The organism is Mesorhizobium sp. 2RAF21 (genome assembly GCF_052115345.1).
GTDB classification, from domain to species: Bacteria; Pseudomonadota; Alphaproteobacteria; order Rhizobiales; family Rhizobiaceae; genus Mesorhizobium; species Mesorhizobium terrae.
The window spans coordinates 184,095-200,717 of sequence record NZ_JBFRGM010000002.1; the positions used below are offsets into that span (position 1 = coordinate 184,095).

Annotated in this window: 13 protein-coding genes; 11 read left to right on the forward strand and 2 right to left on the reverse strand. The window is 62.6% G+C overall.

Going from position 1 to position 16,623, the window contains the following annotated elements; genetic code table 11:
* Positions 1 to 102 precede the first annotated feature (102 nt).
* A complete protein-coding gene (locus AB4136_RS03780) occupies positions 103 to 1,101 on the forward strand; it encodes an AraC family transcriptional regulator (protein ID WP_441930300.1) in 999 nt (332 codons plus the stop codon).
* Here the strand turns inward: AB4136_RS03780 and AB4136_RS03785 are convergent.
* A complete protein-coding gene (locus tag AB4136_RS03785; protein WP_137901090.1) occupies positions 1,076 to 2,029 on the reverse strand; it encodes a hypothetical protein in 954 nt (317 codons plus the stop codon). The two genes, AB4136_RS03780 and AB4136_RS03785, sit on opposite strands and share 26 nt — an antisense overlap.
* Before the next feature lie 745 nt (positions 2,030 to 2,774).
* The gene (locus AB4136_RS03790) at positions 2,775 to 5,615 is read right to left on the reverse strand and encodes a type VI secretion system ATPase TssH (RefSeq protein ID WP_024924998.1); all 2,841 of its coding nucleotides are present in this window, start codon (positions 5,613 to 5,615) and stop codon (positions 2,775 to 2,777) included.
* Positions 5,616 to 5,938: 323 nt separating this feature from the next.
* Here AB4136_RS03790 and tssA point away from each other — a divergent pair, with 323 nt between their 5' ends.
* From tssA to tssK, 10 genes are all read left to right on the forward strand, one after another.
* Positions 5,939 to 7,111, forward strand: a complete 1,173-nt coding sequence (tssA, locus tag AB4136_RS03795) for a type VI secretion system protein TssA (RefSeq protein ID WP_024924999.1) — start codon at positions 5,939 to 5,941, stop codon at positions 7,109 to 7,111.
* A 5-nt stretch (positions 7,112 to 7,116) separates the two neighbouring features.
* Complete coding sequence (gene tssB / locus AB4136_RS03800) at positions 7,117 to 7,653, forward strand: type VI secretion system contractile sheath small subunit (protein ID WP_024925000.1); 537 nt, start codon at positions 7,117 to 7,119, stop codon at positions 7,651 to 7,653.
* 3 nt (positions 7,654 to 7,656) lie between these two features.
* Positions 7,657 to 9,162, forward strand: coding sequence for a type VI secretion system contractile sheath large subunit (gene tssC / locus AB4136_RS03805; protein ID WP_024925001.1), 1,506 nt, complete (start codon positions 7,657 to 7,659; stop codon positions 9,160 to 9,162).
* 77 nt (positions 9,163 to 9,239) lie between these two features.
* Complete coding sequence (locus AB4136_RS03810) at positions 9,240 to 9,689, forward strand: Hcp family type VI secretion system effector (RefSeq protein ID WP_024925002.1); 450 nt, start codon at positions 9,240 to 9,242, stop codon at positions 9,687 to 9,689.
* Positions 9,676 to 10,428 carry a type VI secretion system baseplate subunit TssE gene (tssE, locus tag AB4136_RS03815; RefSeq protein ID WP_024925003.1) on the forward strand — a complete coding sequence of 251 codons (753 nt, stop codon included), beginning with the start codon at positions 9,676 to 9,678 and terminating at the stop codon, positions 10,426 to 10,428. The genes AB4136_RS03810 and tssE overlap by 14 nt, the downstream gene beginning before the upstream one ends.
* Before the next feature lies 1 nt (position 10,429).
* Positions 10,430 to 12,304 carry a type VI secretion system baseplate subunit TssF gene (gene tssF, locus AB4136_RS03820; RefSeq protein ID WP_024925004.1) on the forward strand — a complete coding sequence of 625 codons (1,875 nt, stop codon included), beginning with the start codon at positions 10,430 to 10,432 and terminating at the stop codon, positions 12,302 to 12,304.
* Positions 12,268 to 13,335, forward strand: a complete 1,068-nt coding sequence (gene tssG, locus AB4136_RS03825) for a type VI secretion system baseplate subunit TssG (RefSeq protein ID WP_024925005.1) — start codon at positions 12,268 to 12,270, stop codon at positions 13,333 to 13,335. Before tssF ends, tssG begins: the two co-directional genes overlap by 37 nt.
* The gene (gene tagH, locus AB4136_RS03830) at positions 13,332 to 14,792 is read left to right on the forward strand and encodes a type VI secretion system-associated FHA domain protein TagH (protein WP_024925006.1); all 1,461 of its coding nucleotides are present in this window, start codon (positions 13,332 to 13,334) and stop codon (positions 14,790 to 14,792) included. The genes tssG and tagH overlap by 4 nt, the downstream gene beginning before the upstream one ends.
* Before the next feature lie 3 nt (positions 14,793 to 14,795).
* Entirely contained in the window at positions 14,796 to 15,248 is a 453-nt protein-coding gene (gene tssJ / locus AB4136_RS03835; RefSeq protein WP_024925007.1) for a type VI secretion system lipoprotein TssJ, read from the forward strand.
* A 39-nt stretch (positions 15,249 to 15,287) separates the two neighbouring features.
* The gene (tssK, locus tag AB4136_RS03840) at positions 15,288 to 16,622 is read left to right on the forward strand and encodes a type VI secretion system baseplate subunit TssK (protein WP_024925008.1); all 1,335 of its coding nucleotides are present in this window, start codon (positions 15,288 to 15,290) and stop codon (positions 16,620 to 16,622) included.
* Position 16,623: the final 1 nt, after the last annotated feature.

The window sequence follows — 16,623 nt, forward strand, 5'->3', positions numbered from 1 at the left end:
GACATCGGGATGTTTCTTGCCTGAGCGACGTTCCGCGCAAAACCTTCCGGTCAACCGAAGAATGCTCGCATGGTGAAACCTGACGATACCGGGCCGGTTCGGTTGCGCACCGACGACTTGCCGGAGCGGGATCGTTTCGCCACATGGCGCGAGGTCTATGGTCGCGTCATCCATCAGGTGGAGATCGAGCCACTGGGTGGATCGGTGTTCCAGGCAGATCTGACGCTGCGGTCGATGCACGGGGTCGCAGTCGCAAGCGGTGTCTCGTCAGCGGCGCGGTATCAATCGACACCACCCTTGATCGCCCAAAGCACCGACAGCATCGGCCTGCCCATTGTGCTTTCCGGGTCGGGGCTCATCGATCAATTCGGGAAGGAGACGCAAGTCGGCCCGGGCGAAACGGTCGTGAGCTCGACCGTCGATCCGGGATCATGGTCCTTGCCGCAGGGCGGCGCGTTTACGGTGCTGCGCGTCGCCAGGGAGTTGCTGGCGCCCCTGGTGCCCAATTTGGGCTCGGCTCTAGGACGGCGGCTTCCTGCCGATACCGCTGCACTGAGGCTCCTTGTCGACTATGTGAAGATGTTCCGCACATCCGAGCTGATTGACGATCCGGTGCTGCGCCACATCGTGACCACACATATTGTGGACCTGGCGGCCCTGGCGATTGGCGCCGGCCAAGATGCGTCCGAAATTGCCGAGCAGCGCGGTGCAAGAGCCGCAAGATTGCTGACCGTCAAGGCCGATATCGTGGAAAATACCGGACGGTTCGACATGTCGATTGCCGCGCTTGCCGTCCGACACAAGCTCAGCCCACGCCATCTGCACAGGCTCTTTGAGCATGAAGCCGTCAGCTTGTCGGAGTTCGTGACCGACCAACGGCTTTCGCTGACACATCGGATGCTCAGCGACCCACGGTTGGCGCATCTACGCATCAGCGACATCGCCTTCGATGCTGGCTTCGAAGATCTATCCGCCTTCAACAGGCTGTTCAGGAAGCGATTTGACGGCACGCCCTCCGAAGTCAGGAATAGACGTCGGGCAGCGGCAACCTCTTCCGGAACGCCCCCCTTCGAAGTCAATCCTGAACGAATTGCCACGTGACAGCTGCGGAGACAGGCGCAGTCGTCGAACCCGAATTGTGAGAAACGCTTCCGGCATTTGCGATGCGGCCTGCGCCCTGCCACGATTTTTTGCCGGGTTCGATTTTCTGGTCGCGGAGTTCGAGTTCCTTTTGCCCCTCTCGGAACGGAACCGAGGTCTCATTCGTGAAGGCTTGCCCGCTCAATCGTACGGCAACAGGTATGGCTCCGGCGGGGATTCTCAAGCTCGCAAGACCGGACTGACGATCGACGGTCACAATCGCCCTGCAAACCTGTTCCATGATGGCAGCGTCTGCTGGCAACGACAATTTTCCAGCGCGATGGAAGCGATACGGTGCGGCAGGCGAAGGCGGTGCAATGTTAACGCCAGCCCCTTCATCGGAAACTGAAATCGTTCCGGCTGCGCAGTCCTCGCCCTGCTTTGCGGTCCAGTTTGCAAATCGGGTTTCATCGAGTTTCAGGGCACCGAGCGAAGCTGGATCACCCTTCAGTTGAAGGCCGATAGCGAGCATGGCCTTTGCCTGGCAAGCCTCGTCTTCTCCACAGGCCTCCATGGCTTCGGCAATCGTCTGAATGCCTTTCGGCGCGCGGATATGGTTGTTGGACGTGCCCCCGACTTCCACCACCGGGGCCGTGTTGATCGCCGATAGTTCCATGGCGAAGGTCACGTTCAGTTTGCGCTCCACATCCAGCCGAGACCATTCGACCTTGTTCGGAAGAACATGGCGGCCCGAGCCCTTCAACATGAGCGAGATCGTAAGACGACCTGTTCGTGAGAATTCGCGAGCTGATTGTGCATTCGCGTGCGTCATTGGGAAATCTACTCCCAGCAACATCAGGCTCACCACAGCAAGAACCGAAGCCCGAAATCTGCTCGCCCGCAGAAAGCCGAAACGCACGTCTGGTCGAATCCAGGAAATAATATTCATGGGAGCGTCCTCGAATTGATGTTTCGAAGATCTCTTTTGAACATCATCGCATCGATGAGCGAGCCAAATCGATTGCAATTTTGTGGCTGTTTTTGGTTCTGTAGTTGACCCGCTGTTTTTCCTTCGATATCTCGACTCTGCCCCCAACATCGGAGAGCTGAGTTTCGCTTCTACGGCTAGAGTTTCCGTCTGGTCGATATTCGGAGTTGAAACCTCATACCCAGGACAGCCAAAGCGGTCTTGCGGTTTTCTCGGATGGCCGAGTGGGCTCTCGTATAAACGCTAGACTGCTCACTCCAAGCTCGGAGTTAGTCCCAAGCGAGCACATGTCATTTCAACCCACTCAGCGGAGTGGTCGTCGAGAAAGGCAGTGGAATGGCGGCGAAGATCGCCGTCGAAGTCACACTTTTCACCGCCCTCCTCCTACTCCCACCCGATTGCTTTGAATTACACCAACGCATTGAACTTACTAACAAAAATTGCTCTCAAATGCTACTGACCTGACAGCCAACAGACAACCGCACTTTTGATTTTACCAAATAGTTTTTTGCAACGCAGCGAATGACTTTATCGGCTACTATCGCTCGTCGAGATGCACGTCCAAACCTGACAGGGAGGTCGGCAATGCTTTCAAAACTATCGTCGGCGTCCCATCGTCAGCATCCAACCTACGCAGCGGACCAACCGGTGATCGTACTTGGCGGCAGGCCGTTGGCGAGGCCGAGCGGCAAATTCCAGGAGAACTCTATTCGAAAGAGTAGGTAAATCCCTTCGCCGAGGCACCGACGATGACTTTTGTCATCTTCTCGCCCTCGAGCGAGCGATTGAGCACGCCGCGGCTCAACTCCGGCAACAGCGTGTTGGTGAGGATGGCGTCGATCATGCGCCCGCCGGATTCGATCTCGGTGCAACGCGCCTTGATAAGATCCATGACGCCGTCGCCGATCACCAGCTCGGCATCGTTGGTTGCCTTGAGACGGCGCGCGATCTTGCCGAATTGATGCCTGGTGATCGCCTCGATCATCGCATCCGAGAGCGGATAGTAGGGAATGGTCACCACACGGCCGAGGAAGGCGGCGGGAAACACTTTCAGCAGTGGTGGGCGCAAGGCGATGTCCAGGTCGTCGATGCCGGTGCGCACGGCGCCGTTCCTCGTCCGATCCATGATGACCTCCGAGCCGACATTCGAGGTGAGCAGGATCAGCGTGTTCTTGAAATCGATCCGACGGCCTTCGCTGTCGTCCATCATGCCTTTGTCGAAGACCTGGAAAAAGATCTCATGTACGTCTGGATGCGCCTTCTCGACCTCGTCGAGCAGGATCACCGAATAGGGTTTGCGCCGTACGGCCTCCGTCAGAATGCCGCCCTTGCCGTAACCGACATAGCCGGGCGGTGCGCCTTTCAGCGTCGAGACGGTATGCGCCTCCTGGAATTCGGACATGTTGATCGAGATCAGGTTCTGCTCGCCGCCGTAAAGCGTCTCGGCCAACGCCAGCGCGGTCTCGGTCTTACCGACACCCGAAGGCCCGCAAAGCAGGAACACGCCGACCGGCTTCTCCGGCGCGCCCAAGCCGGCGCGACTGGTCTGCACGCGTTTGGCGATCATCTCCATCGCGTGGTCCTGACCGACGACGCGCTCTGACAGCGTGGCGGCGAGTTTCAGCGCCTTCTCGGTCTGGCTGGAGAGCATCCTTCCGGTCGGGATGCCTGTCCAGTCCTGCACCACGGCCGCGACCGCGTTGCGGTCGACCGAGGGCAGGATCAGCGGCGTCTCGCCCTGCGCCTCGGCAAGTTCGGCCATCAATTCGCGCAACCGCGACAAGTCCGCCGCGGAATCTTGCGCCAGCGCGACATCTCCGGTAGCGGCTGCCTCCGCCTTGGCCGCTTTAACCTTCGCGACCTTGGTCTTGGGGACCTTAGTTTCTGCCGTTTTGGCTTCAGGCGCCTTGGTTTCGGGCGTCTTCGTCTCGGACGCTTCGTTACCTGCCGCTACGCCTGTCCCTTCACCGGCAACGGCTTCCTCGCCCTCCACCGCGTCGAGCGGCATGCCCTCGCCACGCAGTTTGGCGCGCAGGTCGAGAATCTCGGTCACAAGCGCCTTTTCCCGATCCCAGCGTGCTTGCGCTGCCGCAAGCGTGGTCTCGGTTTCCGCCAACCCGGCTTCCACGCGGACCTGCCGGTCGGCTACGTCGATGCCGATCGCCGCCTCGCGGCCGATGATGCCTTGCTCGACTTCCAACGCCTGGCGGCGGCGCAATATGTCCTCGACCTCCGCCGGCGTGGCATGTTGCGAAACCGCGACGCGGGCGCAGGCGGTGTCGAGGAGGCTGACTGCCTTGTCCGGCAGTTGCCTGGCCGGGATGTAGCGGTGCGAAAGGGAAACCGCGGCCTCGATCGCTTCGTCCAGTATCTGCACCTTGTGGTGCTGTTCCAGCACGCCGGCGACACCGCGCAGCATCAGCACGGCTACCGCCTCCGACGGCTCGTCGATCTTGACCACCTGGAAACGGCGGGTCAGCGCCGGATCCTTCTCGATGTGCTGCTTGTATTCGGCCCAGGTGGTGGCGGCGATGGTGCGCAGTTCGCCACGCGCCAACGCCGGCTTGAGCAGATTGGCGGCATCGCCAGTGCCCGCCGCACCGCCTGCGCCGATCAGCGTATGCGCCTCGTCGATGAACAGGATGATCGGCACCTCCGAAGCCTGGACCTCGTCGATGACCGCCTTCAGTCGCTTCTCGAACTCGCCCTTGACGCTGGCCCCCGCCTGCATCAACCCGACATCGAGCATGCGCACACTGACGTTCTGGAGCGTCGGCGGCACGTCACCCTGAGCGATGCGCAATGCAAAGCCCTCGACCGCCGCCGTCTTGCCGACACCGGCCTCGCCGGTCAGGATCGGATTGTTCTGCCGGCGCCGCATTAGGATGTCGACGATCTGGCGGATCTCCGGATCGCGACCGACGACCGGATCGATCTTGCCATCGCGGGCGCGCTGGGTGAGGTCGGTGGCGTATCTGGCCAGCGCCGAATCCCCGCCAGGGCCGCGTTTTATCGGTGTCTCGGCGGCAGCCGCGGCGGAGGGCGAGCCTTGCTCGAGCGACCCTTCGGTGACATTGGCGAAGCGGGAAATGACCCCGTCCGCATCGATCTTGTCGAATTCGGCGCTGATCTTCGCAACAAGGCCTTCCAGCACCGGCGTCTTCAGGCAGGCGAGAAGAATATGAGCGCTGCGCACTTCCTCGACACCGAACTCCAAGGTGGCCAGGTTCCAGCCTTCCTGGATGGCGTGGAAGATGTGGTCCGAGAATTCCTCAACTGAAGTGGCGCCGTAGGGCAGCTTGTCGATGGCGCGGGTCATGTCCGCCGTCAGCCGGCTGGCATCGATGCCGGCGTCGGCGAGGATCATCTGCACGTCCGAGCGTTCGGACAGAACCAACTGCTGAATGAAATGGACGAGCTCAACATAGGGGTTGCCGCGCAGCTTGGCGGTGTCGGCAGCGGCCTTGAAGGCGCGCACGCCCGTGGGATTGAGCTTTGCAACGAGTTCCTTACGCTTGAAGCTCTGCGACAACCGGCGCTGTTCCATGCGAACCTGCCCCCGAAATCTGCTGACCGTACCCTGCCACATAAGCGGCTGCCTGACAAAGCCGCATGACGGGAAGGGCCTCCGGACCCCGCTCGAACGACAGCTCGCGGTTACACAAGCCTTGCAAACTCATGCAACAAACCCGGAATGCGGTCCGAACTATGCGAGCCATTTCACATACCCGGTCCGCCAATCGCGCAATGGATTTCGCCAAAAGATAACTGAGGCGTTTAGCTGCTGTTGGTTTTTGAGCATGTGCTCAATTGTCGCGGCATTGGGCCAGTGATAACGTAACGTCACATAGCCGGTTGCTGGGGGTAAGTGTGATTGATCTCGCACTCTGGCAGAATCCTCTGGACGGTGCGAATCCGTCGGGAGAGGATTTGCGCAATGACCCGGCTTTTCACGAGTTGGAGCGGCTGACGGAGGCCCAGCTCAAGGTTATCCACGACGGCGGCAACAAGACTTCGCAATCCACCATTCCTGTCGACTGGCCCGCGGTTTTGGAAAAGGCGGAGGAATTGCGGCTGCGGGGCCGGGACCTGCGGTTGTTGGTCATCGTCACCCGCGCGCTTGCCAATGAAGACGGGCTGGCCGGCCTCACCCAGGGGCTGACGCTGATTGCGCAGACCTTCGAGCAATACTGGGACACCATGCACCCGTCACTGCGGACGGGCGCGCCGCGTGAAGCCGCCTTGCGCCGCATCAATGCGCTGCTCGATCTGCAGAACGGCCAGGAAGGCTTGCTGGCGAACCTCAGGCAGACCGTCTTCTTCTCACCGCGCCCCATCGGGCCGATCAGCGGACGTGACTTGGAACAGGCAGCGCTCGATGAGCGTGTCATGCTCCAGGAAGCGGCCTCCGGCCTCGGCACTGCAGAGAAGGCTGCGCTGACGAGCGCCCACAGCCAGTTGCTAAACCGGGTGCGTGCAGGATGCACCGCGCAGGTCGATCAGGCGGCGGACGCGATGACGACGCTGTTGACGGATGCGCGCACCTCGATTTCAGCGCTGGAGACGTTGGATACCGCGCTCAATGCCCGCATCGACGGCAATGGCGCCGCCGTGCCGGAATTGAAGAAATTCCTGCAGCGCTTGCTGACGACGCTGGAACGGAATTCCAGTGCCGGCGCCGCTGCCAACGATGCGGCAAAGCCTGCCCCGCAGGCGGCGGAACCGGCAGCGACGCCCGTCCGGAACGGTCATGGAGGCGAGACGATGGCAAGTATGGCGAGCCATTCGGAAGCGAGCGACGGCCTGCCTGACCGGATCAACTCGCGCGACGAGGTCGTCAAATGCCTCGATCTGGTGGTCGCCTTCTACGACCGCACCGAACCCTCAAGTCCGATCCCGCATCTGGCACGCCGCGTGCGCCGGATGGTGCACATGGATTTCGTGGAACTGATGGAAGATCTCGCCCCGTCAGGGCTGAAGGAATTCCGGCTGCTTGCCGGGGTCCCCGATCCCAAGAAGCCGGTCCAGAAGGATGAAAGGTAACAAGCATGCCAGCAGAGAGCAAAGCGAAGGTCATCGAAAGAAACCGCGCCCCGCGCGTGCAGATCGCCTATGACGTCGAGACCTATGGCAGCCCGACGACGATCGAACTGCCGTTTGTCATGGCCGTGATGGCCGACCTTTCGGGCGATTCACAGACCAAGGAAGCCTCGAAGTCGGTCCTTGACCGTAACTTCGTTGAAACCGACGCCAACCGCTTCCCCAAATTCATGGAGGCGATGGGGCCACGCGTAAAGGCTCGGGTGAAAAACACGTTGCCGCAAGCCGAGGGCCAGGAGCGGGACGAAGAACTCGCGGTCGATCTCACCTTCTCGAAAATGGGCGATTTCGCGCCGGACAAAGTTGCCGAGCAGGTCCCGCAGCTGGCCGAAATCCTGAAGATGCGCCGCCAGCTCGAGGAGCTGCTGGGCTTCATGGACGGCCGCGTCGATGCCGAAAAGCGCATCGCGCAGCTTCTGAACAACGAGCCGCTGCTGAGCAAGATCGCCGGCCAGGCGATGGATGACGGCAAGGGCGAGGAGTAAGTCATGGCTGAACAGCAAAAGACCGCGCCCGCCCCCGCCGAGGCTCAAGCCATCGATCTCGGTGAATTCAGCGGACTCCTTGAAAAGGATTTCAAGGTCAAGAAGGACGACAGCGAAAAGCTGCAGCAACTGGTGCGCAACCTGGCGCTTGCAGCACAATCTCGCTCCGAGACCACGACAATCTCGTCCAACGCGATCAAGTCGATCAAGTCGCTGATCGCCGGCATCGACAAGATGCTGACGACGCAGGTTAACGAGATCCTGCACGCCCCCGAAGTCCGCGAGATGGAAGGCACCTGGCGCGGCCTGTGGTATCTGATCAACAACACCGAGACGGATACCAAGCTCAAGATCCGGGTGATGAACATCTCCAAGGAGCAGCTGGCCGACACCCTCGAAGACTATGAAGGCCAGATGTGGGACCAGAGCCCGATCTTCAAGAAGGTGTACACGGACGAGTATTCTATGCTGGGCGGCGAGCCGGTCGGCTGCATCGTCGGCGCCTATGAATTCTCGAACCATCCGCGCGACGTCGGCCTGCTGCGCAACATTTCGGGCGTCTGCGCTTCGGCGCACACACCATTCATCGCGGCCGCGTCGCCGCGGCTGTTCCGCATGGATAGCTGGCAGGAACTGCCGAACCCACAAGACCTGCAGATGATCGTGAACAACCCGGCTTATGCCTCGTGGCAGTCGCTGCGCGAAAGCGAGGACGCCCGCTACATCGGGCTTACCATGCCGCGTGTTCTCGCACGCCTGCCATACGGGTCGGAAACCGTTCCGGTGAAGGGCTTCACCTTCGAGGAAGAGGTGGGAGGCGACCACAACAAATATGTCTGGATGAACGCCGCTTTCCCGATGGGCGTGAACATCAACCGCAGCCACAAGCTCTATGGCTGGGGAACCCAGATCCGCGGCGTCGAGAACGGTGGCACGGTGCTTAATCTACCGGTCCATGCCTTCCCGACCGACGACGGGTCGATCGCAATGAAGTGCCCCACCGAGGTCGCCATCGACGATCGGCGCGAGGCGGAGCTGGCCAAGCTCGGCCTGATGCCGATCCTGCATCGCAAGAACACCGACCTGGCGGCCTTCATCGGCGCGCATTCGCTGCAGGATGACGAGACGCGCGCCGGGCGGCTGGTCGATCCCGACGCGCAGGCCAATGAACGGCTCTCGGCGAACCTGCCCTACCTGTTCCCTGTGTCGCGCTTCGCGCATTACCTGAAGGCGATCGCGCGCGACAAGATCGGTTCGTTCAAGGAACGCACTGACATGGAGATCTGGTTGACCGAATGGATCAACCGGTACGTGCTGGCCAATCCGGCCTTTGCCGACGACAAGGCGCGCGCCAAGCGCCCGCTTGCCGCGGCCGAAGTCCARGTCGACAGCGTCGAAGGCCGGCCCGGTTACTACAATGCCCGTTTCTATCTGCGTCCGCATTACCAGCTGGAAGGCATCAACGCCTCGCTTCGGCTGGTGTCGGAATTGCCGTCAGTCAAGGGCTGAAATGAAAAGCAAAGTCATCTTGTTTCGTTTGAAAGCGGTGGAGAAGGACAATGCCAGACAGAACCGATGCGCCTTCGATGAAGATCGACGGCTTCTTGAAAGTTCCGGATATCAAAGGCCCGAGCAAGCGCGACGGCCATGAAGACGAAATCGAGGTGCATGGCGTCGATTACAAGATGATCGCGCCCTACGACCCCAATTCGCTGTCGCGGCGCGGTCGTGTGTCGATGGGAATGATCAAATTTTCCAAGCACTACGACAAGTCGTCGCCCTACCTGAAGAAAGCGTTGTTCGAAAACAAGGCGCTTGACGAAGTGGTGTTTTCGGCACGTCGCACCATTGACGGCGAGACCAGCGACTATCTGGTCGTGACGCTCACCGACGCATCGGTCATGGAATACGATATGCGGCAAGCCGCCGACGAGGCGGACCTGATCCAGGAAGAAGTCAGCTTCGCCTACAAGAAGATCAAGTTCGTCTACAACAAGGACGACGAGATCGAAATGGACGTCTATGTCGGCAAGTGAGGCCAAGCGGCCTGGCGCAAAAGCGCAGCTTGCCGGCAGCTCCCAGGCAAAGCGCGAAGCGGTCCAACCCTCCCTCTGGGACCGCCTCGTCAACGATCTGCCCGGGCTGACGTCGGAGATCGATGGGCTGCGCCGCCTGCTGGAAGAAGAACTCGGCGCCGAGCGCGTCGAGGCACTTCTTGCCGGCAGCGCGCGTGCCATCGATGCCGACGCCGAACTGACGCCCGAGCAGAAACGGCGACTGCACAGGCTGGTCTTCCAGACTGAGCATCGCGCCGAGATCGAAAGCCGTGGCGTGGTCGTGTCGGCGCGGGTGCTGAGGGAAGCCGTCCGGCGCGACATAGAGGCATTGTTCAACACAGAGCGTTTCGAGTCCGTGCCGATGCTCACCGACGCCGAACATGAACAGCCCTTGGACGAGTTGCCGCCGCTCGCCGACTTTCCGGAAGTGCGGCGCAGCGTCGTCAATTATGGCGTGCCGTCCTTTTCGGGCCGCTCGTCGCGGGATTTCGACCGCGATACCTTGGCCCGCGAGATCCGTGCGGTGCTCGCCACCTTCGAGCCGCGCCTCAAGGAAAGCGCCACGACTGTCAATGTCACGCTCGGCGACAAAAACGTCGGCCTCAAAATCGAGATAGACGCCGTACTGATCATGACGCCGACGCCGGAACGCATGCGGCTTCGCACCACGATCAATCTCGACAACGGCCTGGCGCGAACCGAATTGCGGGAGACCTGAGATGGATCGGGTCTTCGTAGAGTATTACGAAGAGGAACTTACCCATATCCGCGCGCTGGCCGCGGAATTCGCCGACATGCATCCGGCGGTCGCCCGCAATCTTTCCCTCGACACGGTCCCTTGCCCCGACCCTTATGTCGAACGGCTGCTCGACGGCGTGGCCTTTCTTGCCGCGCGCACGCGGCTGAAGGTCGACGCGGAGCGCTCGCGCTTTTCGCGCGCCGTGCTGGATGTGCTTTATCCGGATCTGGTGACGCCGGCGCCGGCGACGGCGATGGCTGCGCTGAAACCCGGCCAGCAGGTGCACTCGATGATCGCCGGCCACGCCGTCGCGCGCGGCACGCGACTGGTCTCCGGCCTGCATCCAGGGCTTTCGACGCGCTCCACCTTCACCACGGCGCAGGAGGTGACGTTGTGGCCGATCGCGATCACCTCGGTCAGCTATTTCCAGGATCGCAGCGCGCTGGCCGCCGCCGGAATCGCGCCGATCGGCGGCGTGCGCGGCGAGGCGGCATTCCGCATTGCGTTTGCCCGGACGGGAAAAGGCAAGCTCAACGAATTGTCGCTTGACCGTCTCGACCTCTATTTCGCCGGACGCGCGAAAGCGCCGTTGCTGTTCGATGCGATCTTCGGCGCCAGCTCAGCCGTCGGCGCGCGGGCGGAAGGCAAGACCAATCCGCTTACGACACTACCCGAGCCCGAAATGATCGGCATCCGCGACGACGAGGCGCTGATGCCGCGCACCCGCCCGACCTTCGAGGGATATAGGCTGCTGCGCGAGTATTTCATGATCCCCGAACGCTTCCATTTTGTGCGCGTCGCCGGCCTGCAGCCCGTGGTGCGCAAATGCGATGTCGGCATGGAGATCATCTTCCTGTTCCAGCGTCCGGTACCCGAGCTCGCCGATGTCACCGTTACCGATTTCGAGCTTTTTGTTACACCGGTCATCAATCTGTTCGAACGCGAATGCAACGTCATCGAGATCGATCAGCGCAAAACGCGCCAGGTGCTGCACGCCGATCGCACACGGGCACGGGACTTCGAGATTTTCAGGGTCACCCGGGTCGAGGATGCCGACGTGGAGGGCAACGAGGCCGAAATCCCGGAACTGTTCAGCCTGGGGCAGAACCGTGGCAGCGGGTGGGTCTATTCGACGGAGCGTCGTCCGCGCCGGGCCACCGAGGATGAACGGCGCGACGGCCTGACCCGCACCTCCTATACGGGTGACGATGTCTTTCTTGCAGTCTCACGCCCGGCGGGAAGCCCGGTCGCCCGGCCGCTCAAGCGCCTCGACATCATGGCGCTCTGCACGAACCGAGACCTGCCCATCTTGGACGACACGCCGACGCTGACGCTGGAGACCGCCGATCCGGTCGAAGCGGTGCGTTTGCTCGGGGCGCTGCGGCCGCCGCAGCCAGCGATTCCGGCGTCACTGCCGGCCGGCGCCGAGGGCGAATCCCGTGCCGACAATCTCGCCTGGCGGCTGGTGGCGCAGCTTTCGCTGAATTTCCTCAGCCTGGCCAAGGAAGGCCGCGGCGTCGATCCGCTGCATGCTTTGCTCGACCTCTATGCCGACCGCGGCGACCCGAGCCTTGCCCGCAACGTGCATTCGATCGTGCGCATCGATTCACGCCCGGTGATCGAGCGGCTTCGGATCGACGGGCCAATGTGTTTCGGACGCGGTACCGAGGTGACGCTGCATGTCGACCAGTCCGTTCTGGCGGGTCAAAGCTCGCTGCTGCTTTCGGCCCTGCTTTCGCGGCTGTTCGCCCGCCATGCAGGAATAAACGGATTTGTGCGGACGCGTACGCGATTGCTGCAGAAGCAGGAGGATGTGCCATGGCCGATGACGCCCGGCAATCGCTACCTGATCTAGCAGAGCGCGCAACGGACAAAGCCGAAGCTCTGTGGGAAGGTTTCGACTTTTTCGAGCTGCTGCGGCGCCTGGAGCAGCGCCGTGGATTGTTCGGTCATTCCGGCCAGGCCGACCGTGAGCCGGCAAGGATCGGCCAGCACGTGCGCCTGAGCTTCTCGGCCAGGGACGTGGTCAAATTCCAGGACGCCAAGGACAAGGCTCCGGCGCGGGTGACGGTCGCTAATCTTGGACTGCTCGGACCGGAAGGGCCGATGCCGTTGCATCTGACGCGCTGGGTGCTCGACCGGCTGTCGCAGCGCTGGTTCACTGGCGCCGATGCCGAGCAGACCAGCGACACGACCTTCGTCGATTTCGTCAACATCCTGCAGCATCGCATGATCGCGCTCTATTACCGTGCCTGGGCCGACGCGCATCCGGCGGTGCAGGTCGAACGTTCCGTCGGCGGGCGCGTTCGCGCCATGCTGGAGGCAATGTCCGGGATCGGCCTTCCCGGAACGCAGGATGCGGAACTCGACACGGTGCGGTTGCGCCAGGCTGGATCGCTCGCAAGCCAGGTCGACGGTGCCGAGCGGCTGACGCTGTTTCTCGCCACGGCCTTCAAGGTGCCGGTGCGGCTCAAGGAATTCGTCGCCGCCTGGATTACCATCCCAACGCCGCTGCAAACCCGTATCGGCAAGGCCTATGCGGCGCTCGGCAGCGGGGCAACGATTGGCCCGCGCGTCTTCAGCCGCCAAAGCAGGATCGAACTGCGCGTCGGTCCGCTCAACCTCGACGACTTCAAGTCGTTCCTGCCCGGCGAACGGCGTCTCGCTTTGTTCAAGAAGGCGGTGCGCGACATGATCGGCGAGGCGCTCGATGTCGATTTGCGCGTCGTGCTGGCGCGCGACGCCGTGCCGCCGCCACGGATGGGAGCCATCCAGCTCGGCCGAACCTCGTGGCTCTCACGTCCCGCAGAAAAGGGCGACGCCGACGATCTCAGGTTGCGCACCATCGTCGGCTGGCGGCCGGAAATGGCGGAGGCAGCCGCATGAGCCTGCTTCTGACGCTGGAACAAGGTCCGCGCTCGCAGGTGGTCAGGCAGACCCGGCTGGACGAGGGCGATTTGGTGATCGGCCGCAGCGCGGATGCCGGCTGGCAGATCGACGATCCGGACATGTTCGTCTCACGCGCGCATTGCAAGATCAGCGGCGGCCGGGATGGCTATTTCGTCACCGACACGTCGAGCAGCGGATTGTTCATCGACGATTCCGACAGTCCGCTCGGCCCGGGAAAGTCGGCACGCCTGCAGAGCGGCATGCGTCTTCGACTGGGTGACTATGTGCTCTATGTCGAAGTCCAGCCAAGCGCCGGCCACACCTCGATCGGTCAGGCGCCGATCGCCAACCATTCCGCACCCGCGAGGCCGTCGCCACAACCGCGGACGCCCCCTAGCATCGGCGGTGACGACTTCTTTTCGGCCAAGGTCGAGGAAGAACCGCGGCCCCCGCGCCCATCCGATCTGCCGAACCCGTTCGAGCAACCCATTCCCGGAGCCTATGATCGCGCCTCGGGTCAACGCAGCTCTGCTGCCTTCGATGACCCGTTCAGCCTGGACCCGGTGGCGACGCCGGATTCCAGCAGCGCCGCGGTGCCCCATCGGCCGGACGCATTCGGATTCGGCGAAATGCCATCTCGTGCGGGCTCGGCGGAGACGTCGGCGAAACCATCCAGCTTCGATGACGATTTCGGCTTCGGGCCGGCCGGAGCGCCAGCCTCGACCAACAGCGCCGAGGCAATTGGCCATGCTGCGCGCCCGGCCGAAAAGCCGCAGGCCGCCCGGCCATGGGAAATACCGGTGCAGGCGACCGAGCCCCCTGCACCACCGCCGCGCCCTGTTCCCTCGCCCAAAGCATCGCGTCCGACGCTATCGGCGCCCAGCGACATGGCGCTGCGCGCCGCGTTCCTGCGCGGCATGGGCGTCGAGGAGGCCGATTTTCCCGGCCGCGACGCGATCGGCGAAATGGAAAAATTCGGGCGTGAATACCGGCAGATGCTGGAAGGCCTGATGCAGCTTCTGCGCAAACGCGCTGAAGAAAAGGGAAGCGCGCGCGTCGCCCAGACGATGGTCGGCGCCTCCGAGGTCAACCCGCTCAAATTCCTGCCGACGGTCGAGGATGTCATCGTCACCATCATCGCGGAACGCAGTCCGGGCTTTCTCTCCGGCGAGGCGGCGATCGGCGACGCGGTGAAAGATCTCGCGCAGCATCACGTACGCGCCTGGCGCGGCGTGCAGGCGGCGCTGCGGCGCATGATCGACCGCTTCGATCCGGCCGCGATCGAGGAAGAGCTCAAATCGAATTCCGCGATCGGCAATCTGCTCGCCGGCGGGCGCAACGCCAAATTGTGGGAGCTTTACCAGAAACGCCATCGCGACATCGCCCAGAGCGCGGAATCGAGCTTCCTGGGCGAGATCGGCGCAGACTTCAGAGACGCATATGAAGAGGAGTAGGGCATGATCGACAGACGCGAATTCATCGTTGCCATCGGCGCGACAGGACTGCTTGCGGCTTGCCAGAGTGGCCCGCCGAAACCATCGGTCATCTCGGTCAATGTGACTGGCGGCGCCGGCATGAATCCGGGACCGGGTGGAGGCGACCGGCCGGTGACCGTGCTGGTGATGCGGCTCGCCAGCACCGGCAAATTCAATTCGGCCGACTATTTCGCGCTGCAGGGCGATGCGAGTTCGGCGCTCGGTGCCGACCTCATCGGCTCGGACGCGATCTCGGTCGCACCTGGCAAGACGGCGACCAAGACCATCACCGTCGAGCCGAACGCGACGGCGCTCGGCTTCGTGGCGCTGATCCGCGAGCCTGGCGGGCGCAACTGGCGCACGACCAAGTCGGTTTCGGCGGGTTCGAATTTCACTGTCAACGTCAGCCTCGGCAAAGGTGGCATCTCCGCCTAGCGACCGAGCAGCAGATGGTTCCGTGCAGAGAGTAGTGGCATGAGCGACGCAAACAGGGTGCTGTGGTCGGAGGGCCTGTTTCTCAGGACCCAGCACTTCCAGCAGCAGGATCGGTTCTTCGAGGGTATGGTGCGCGGCGCGTTGCAGGCCGGTCAGCTCCATACCTTCGGCTTCCAGCAGTTGACGCTCGACCAGTCGCTGCTCGATGCCGGCCAAGTCTCGATCGTGTCCGCCCGGGGTATCTTTCCGGACGGCACGCCCTTCTCCATCCCGGAACTGATGGATGCGCCGAAACCCCTGCCGGTCACGGCCGACACCGGCGCCGGGCCGGTGCTGGTCGCGCTGCCGCTCGAGCCGCCCGGTGGCGTCGGGTTCGATCCGGCGCATGGGGCATCGACCGGCGCGCGCTACCATGGCAAGGTCGTTTCAGTGCGCGATGCGGTGCAGAGCAGCGCCGATCCGGAAGAGATCGAAATCGCCCGCCCGCAGGCGGTCCTCCTTGCCCCCGGCAAATCGGTCGGCGGTTATACCGCCTTGCCCGTCGCCGACATCAAGGGTGTACGCGCCGACAACGGCATCTCGCTAGACGAGACGTTCCTGCCGCCGACACTGATCACCGGTGCTGTCCACTGGTACCGGCAATTGCTGCAGGAGGTCGTCACCGGCCTCGACCAGATCGCCGAAGCGCATGGCAAGATGGTGATGGGTGGGGCTGGCCGCAGCGTCGAAGACCTTTTGATGCTGCACCTTGCCAATGCCGCGCGGCCACGGCTCGCCCATATGCTTGCGCAGGATGTCTTTCATCCGGCCGAGCTCTATCTCGAACTTGCCGGTCTCGCCGGCGAGATGGCCACCTATGGCTCGAGCTCGCGGCGGCTTGGCGAATTGCCGGCCTACGACCATATGGCGCCCGGCCCCGCCTATATGGCGCTGGCCGATGCCTTGCGCTCGCTCATCCTCAGCCTCCGCTACATCGAGCCGAAATCGCGCGCGCTGCCGGTCATGCGGCACTCGACCAATGTCTGGAAAGTGCGCATCGACAACCCGAAGCTTTTGGTCGCCAGCCGCATTGTCGTCCGCGTCGGATCGGAACTGTCGGAAGACGCGCTGCGCAAGATCTTCGTCAACCAGGCAACCGTCGGCGCCGCCGACCAGTTCGAAGGGCTTTGGAAGTCGCGCTTGCCAGGCATTCCACTGAAACCGCTTCATTCGCAGCCGCGCGAGATCCCCTATGACGGCGACCGGCTGTGCCTGGAGCTCGACCAGAAGAGCGAGCATTGGGCCTCGCTGCTCGACGCCCCCGGCTTCGTCATTGGCGTTTCCGGTGTGCTGCCGAGCGAGCCGCAGGTCGACTGCTATTCGGTGAACAGGTGAG

Coding starts and splice junctions, on each gene's coding strand:
- AB4136_RS03785 (WP_137901090.1), bottom strand. CDS start 2,029: ATGAATATTATTTCCTGGATTCGACCAGACGTGCGTTTCGGCTTTCTG.
- AB4136_RS03790 (WP_024924998.1), bottom strand. CDS start 5,615: ATGGAACAGCGCCGGTTGTCGCAGAGCTTCAAGCGTAAGGAACTCGTT.
- tssB (WP_024925000.1), top strand. CDS start 7,117: ATGCCAGCAGAGAGCAAAGCGAAGGTCATCGAAAGAAACCGCGCCCCG.
- AB4136_RS03810 (WP_024925002.1), top strand. CDS start 9,240: ATGAAGATCGACGGCTTCTTGAAAGTTCCGGATATCAAAGGCCCGAGC.
- tssE (WP_024925003.1), top strand. CDS start 9,676: ATGTCGGCAAGTGAGGCCAAGCGGCCTGGCGCAAAAGCGCAGCTTGCC.
- tssF (WP_024925004.1), top strand. CDS start 10,430: ATGGATCGGGTCTTCGTAGAGTATTACGAAGAGGAACTTACCCATATC.
- tssG (WP_024925005.1), top strand. CDS start 12,268: ATGGCCGATGACGCCCGGCAATCGCTACCTGATCTAGCAGAGCGCGCA.
- tagH (WP_024925006.1), top strand. CDS start 13,332: ATGAGCCTGCTTCTGACGCTGGAACAAGGTCCGCGCTCGCAGGTGGTC.
- tssJ (WP_024925007.1), top strand. CDS start 14,796: ATGATCGACAGACGCGAATTCATCGTTGCCATCGGCGCGACAGGACTG.
- tssK (WP_024925008.1), top strand. CDS start 15,288: ATGAGCGACGCAAACAGGGTGCTGTGGTCGGAGGGCCTGTTTCTCAGG.